Origin of the sequence: Treponema sp., from assembly GCF_017430385.1 — a bacterium.
GTDB lineage: Bacteria > Spirochaetota > Spirochaetia > Treponematales > Treponemataceae > Treponema_D.
Genome location: NZ_JAFRNB010000027.1, coordinates 1 through 4,055 on the forward strand (window position 1 = coordinate 1; position 4,055 = coordinate 4,055).

The 4,055-nt window shown below is 39.6% G+C and carries 5 protein-coding genes; 1 reads left to right on the plus strand and 4 read right to left on the minus strand.

Annotated features, from left to right (window positions below; translation table 11 throughout):
* Positions 1-231 precede the first annotated feature (231 nt).
* Positions 232-549 carry a hypothetical protein gene (locus IJJ71_RS01975; RefSeq protein ID WP_296845000.1) on the plus strand — a complete coding sequence of 106 codons (318 nt, stop codon included), beginning with the start codon at positions 232-234 and terminating at the stop codon, positions 547-549.
* A 39-nt stretch (positions 550-588) separates the two neighbouring features.
* Here IJJ71_RS01975 and IJJ71_RS01980 read toward each other — a convergent pair whose 3' ends face one another.
* The 4 genes from IJJ71_RS01980 to IJJ71_RS01995 form a co-directional block, all read right to left on the minus strand.
* Positions 589-1,335 carry a hypothetical protein gene (locus IJJ71_RS01980; protein ID WP_296845001.1) on the minus strand — a complete coding sequence of 249 codons (747 nt, stop codon included), beginning with the start codon at positions 1,333-1,335 and terminating at the stop codon, positions 589-591.
* Between the two features lie 9 nt (positions 1,336-1,344).
* Positions 1,345-1,632, minus strand: coding sequence for a hypothetical protein (locus IJJ71_RS01985; RefSeq protein WP_296845002.1), 288 nt, complete (start codon positions 1,630-1,632; stop codon positions 1,345-1,347).
* 38 nt (positions 1,633-1,670) lie between these two features.
* Positions 1,671-2,918, minus strand: a complete 1,248-nt coding sequence (locus IJJ71_RS01990) for an SH3 domain-containing protein (protein WP_296845003.1) — start codon at positions 2,916-2,918, stop codon at positions 1,671-1,673.
* On the minus strand, positions 2,915-4,055 hold a 1,141-nt coding region (locus tag IJJ71_RS01995), incomplete at its 5' end, for a Gldg family protein (protein ID WP_296845004.1). The genes IJJ71_RS01990 and IJJ71_RS01995, both read right to left, overlap by 4 nt.

Sequence of the window (4,055 nt, forward strand, 5' to 3'; positions counted from 1 at the left end):
CTCCGGGAAGAGCAAAGGGTGAGAATAAATGTGATGGTGATAAAAACTTTTTTCATTTTTGAATATAACCTTATTTTAAGCAAAACCTTACGCTTAAATATACACAAATAGCATAAAATTATCTATAATCACTAAAGGTTTATAAAAGGGAGAAGCCGTTTCTTCTTGAATAAGCGTTTGCCGAAATGATATAATGCCCCAATTCAAAAATTCCCATTAATGGAGAAAGAAATGGAAGAAGGTTTGAAACTTTCAAATGCGGTTTACAAGTATGCTCTCGGCGGCTTCGTGAAGCTTGGTGGTGGTGCTCTCAAATTGTTCGAGGACAGAATTGAGCTTTCAAGGCTCATCGGCTCGGTCACGATTCCTCTCTCGGAGCTGGAATCTGTTCGCCCGACAAGAATCATCGGATTTATCCCGGCAGGTCTTGAATTCAAGACAAAATCTGGAGCTTTCCTTCGCGTATACATGGCAAATCTTTTCACAGCATCAGGCAGCCGCGAAAAATGGCTCATGGAACTCCAGAGATTCGTATCACGAGTTGATTAATTCTTTGTAAGCAGAAAATCAGGACAAGCCATTCTTATTTTAATCTTCTATACCCATATATTTTTCAGCGGCTCGTTCTGATTTGAAGTGTTTTTTTTCCTTCAAAACAGAATCTGAAACTTTTGTTGCTTTTATAAAATCCTTTGCGTCCAAAAGAAATGCGAGGCAGACTATAAGGCCCATCTGATTGAATTTTCCGTAAACATCGATATGTGCATTTTCGTCCGTCTTATAAACAAAAAAATCATCATCCTTTTTAACGAAGCCAATGCGGTTTCGAAAACCAAAGAATCTATCCACTTCAACTTTCCTCAGTAAATCCACATTCAGGGTTTGGCTGATTGAATTTACGAGCGGGAGCATTTCGTGCTTGAAAAAGTTCGTGGAATATTTTCGATTCAAAAAATATTCTTTTGACTCTATTTCCCGAGAAGACCAGCCCTTCCATTCAGTCGTCTCGCCATTTTCATCAAGCAGTTCTGAAAGCCGCGCGGGGATTTTAACATTCTTTTTAATATCGCTGCAGCAATGTTCAACTAGATTCAGAAATTCTTCTTCTGAATATCTGTCGAAAAAATCGCCCTTAATATAAAAATCATCGAAATGAAAATCCAGATTGATTGAGTCGTCGTGCACATGCTCAAAGCTCAAATGCCAGCAGTCGCCTTCTTTTTTTATAGAAAAATCCGTGTCGAAAATTCCTTCCCGGTCGCCAGGCCGAATGTGCGGAAAGTGGATGAAACTCGGATCATTCGCATTCATTTTGCAATAAATTCCGTCTGCCATTGTTCTTAATCACCCCACGGACAAAATTATAGCGTAATACAATAAAAATTCCAGCAAAGCATCCAAAATCAGTAAAATTATGTTCCATATGCGAAGTCTGCCCTCGCCGATAACAGAAGCGATTATGTCAAAAATCATAACCACAGGATTCAGGACAAGAGACAAAAGTGCGAGCAGGAAAAAAAGTGAATTACTGGAATTTACGGGAGTGGCAAGGCAGCCCAAAGCCGCAATCATAAAAAAGGCAGAGAAAATTCCATTTGACTTTGTAAAAAAATTTGCAAGTTTTTCTTTCATTGAATAATCCTTGTCAGTCTGCGGAAAATATTTTACTGTTACTCCAAATACCCGCCGTAGCACCAGCCACATGTTTCTGCTTTCAAAGAGTTTCCGTCACGGTCAGTTCCGTTTACAATCTGCACTTTAACCCAGAAACTGTAAATATCTTCAATAACTTCAGGCTCCCCAGTTTCCAATATTTTTACCTGAGAACCTTCTTTAATTGTTGTGATTACCGCACTTTCAAGATTATCATTTTTTCTAAGCCGCAGATTTTCTTTTATTTTCTTTGTTTTGCCGGGTTTAATTTCTGAGCGGTTATCAAAAAGTTTTACATCATCAAAAACCACTGAATAATCATAATAATCCCACCAGCGACGGTTACTAAGTTTTTCATCTTCTTCGCTTGTCAGATAAGAAAAAGTCTGTTTTCGAACAGCCTTCCAGAATTCATCTTCCTTAGATTTAAGCACTTTTGAATCATTCAAATTTGGATCAGGATAATCTTTACATGTATAAACTGAGAAAGAATTTTCAGGAACAAAAACCCAGTAATAAGGATAAGGACTAGGAGTTAAATTATCGGCAAGTACATACCACGAACCTTTTACACCACTTCCATTCACCTTATTTTTTATTACACCAAAAGCCCGCTTCGTCATTCCCGGAAAAACCACATAATTATTCGGCAATTTGACATCACCAATTACATCATTCGAAATAAATAAATCTGCTGAAAAGTTTGGAGCAGTATATCTTTTTGCCGAATTTTTCAAAACAATTCGTTCGGAATATTTTATACATTTCTGACCGTCGCATAAAACTTCTTCGCCATCTTTGACTTCGCCGCCTTCAAGCGTATCCCGTGGTGTTTCCAGTCTATAACGATAATTAACGTTCGGAATTTGTCCAAAATCTAGAAGAGTTCCATCATACTCTTTTTTTTCAGTAGCGACATCGGAATATTCCTTAATACGGATAAAATGAATCTTATTTCCATTAATCTGTGCGATTCCGCTTTCCCAGTAATCGCCGCAATCGCCTCCGTTAGAATATTCATACTCCAGAATATCATCTTTCAAACTAAATCTCATCGATGAAGAATCAAGAGTATAATCTTTTGAAAAAGTATATTTCAATAAAATATCAGCAGTCTGTTCTGTCGTCTGCGAAAAAAGCTCAGATGTTGAAAAAACTAAAAAAATTGTAAACAAAATAAATTTCATAATTTTTTTCATAAAACCACCTCTTTGAACAAAAATACGATGAAAAAGCATATTTCCAAAATTATACATTTTTTTCATCTTCTTCCTCTCCGTCTAAGCAGTACCCATACGAACATCGCCAGAATCAAAATCGGAAGAAGGCCAAAATTCAGCGCGATTGTGCCTTTTCTTGCGGAATTGAACTGAACTTCGTCCGTGATTTTATACAAAGCCGTGATTGGGGCAGATTTTTGCATGAGAGCGGAAAGCTCCTCTTCTCCACGGAGATTGAGAAGTTCCTTTGTAAGATAGTCGTAGTTTCTGAAATCGCCCGTGCTTTCGCCTGAAATGAAGCCTGTCATGAGGCTTGAGACGAAAAACTGGTCTGAGACGAGCGAAATATTTTCTTTTCTGGCGGCTACAACGAACTGCCCTGTCTGAGAGTCACTTTGGGCTGCTGATTTGGGGAGCGTGAAAGGATTTGTGAGGAATAAATCTTCGCCTGTGTTTGATGCGGGCTTTTGAAGCCAGGCAAGATTTGTCGTGAACAAAAGAGGCTGGGCATCATTGTAAAGAACGAGCGGACTTGCCCAAAAGACTGTCGCGCCCTGCTTCGCTTCTTTTTGGTTCTGCAGTGCCACCCAAAGAGGATAATTAACCGTGGTGTATTCAGCTGTGCTGCCCTCGCCGCTTTGCATTGTGAGCGGATAGCAGGAGATGTCCTCGACAAGCGCGTTTTCAAAGGCGAAACCTTTGCCGTTCAGGTAGGAAATAAGCAGGTCGTTCTCATGTCTTGAGATTTTCCATTCGTCTTCAATCGTAGTGTGAAATGGACTTGCAGCAAAAAATGCCTTGCAGCCCTTTTCAATCGCATTTTGTATAAGAATCGCTTCTTCCTGAGAAAAATCTTTTGTGCCGAAAATGGCGATTTGGTCGCTAGCGGTCAAATTTTTGAGAACTTCGGTGGCCGTAAAGTCATTAAGGACTTCGACCGTAAAGCCCCGGTTTTCAAGCCAAGCCGGAACATACATGTAAGATTCTTCAATCGTGCGGCCGTTACCGCATAAAAGGTAAAGTTTTCTCTCTTTTTGGGTGATAAATTGCTGAACTCGCTGGCTCAAATCGTATTCAAGAGTCTGGGTTGAGAGCACAAAGGGAATAATCGAGGACTTTTCGAGATACTGCAGAAGGACAGCCGAATAGACCGTGACGAATTCAGTTTTTGTGCCGTTGTCA

Excerpts from the sequence above, each read along its gene's own strand:
- IJJ71_RS01975 (WP_296845000.1), top strand. The coding sequence starts at position 232 with ATGGAAGAAGGTTTGAAACTTTCAAATGCGGTTTACAAGTATGCTCTC.
- IJJ71_RS01980 (WP_296845001.1), bottom strand. The coding sequence starts at position 1,335 with ATGGCAGACGGAATTTATTGCAAAATGAATGCGAATGATCCGAGTTTC.
- IJJ71_RS01985 (WP_296845002.1), bottom strand. The coding sequence starts at position 1,632 with ATGAAAGAAAAACTTGCAAATTTTTTTACAAAGTCAAATGGAATTTTC.
- IJJ71_RS01990 (WP_296845003.1), bottom strand. The coding sequence starts at position 2,918 with ATGAAAAAAATGTATAATTTTGGAAATATGCTTTTTCATCGTATTTTT.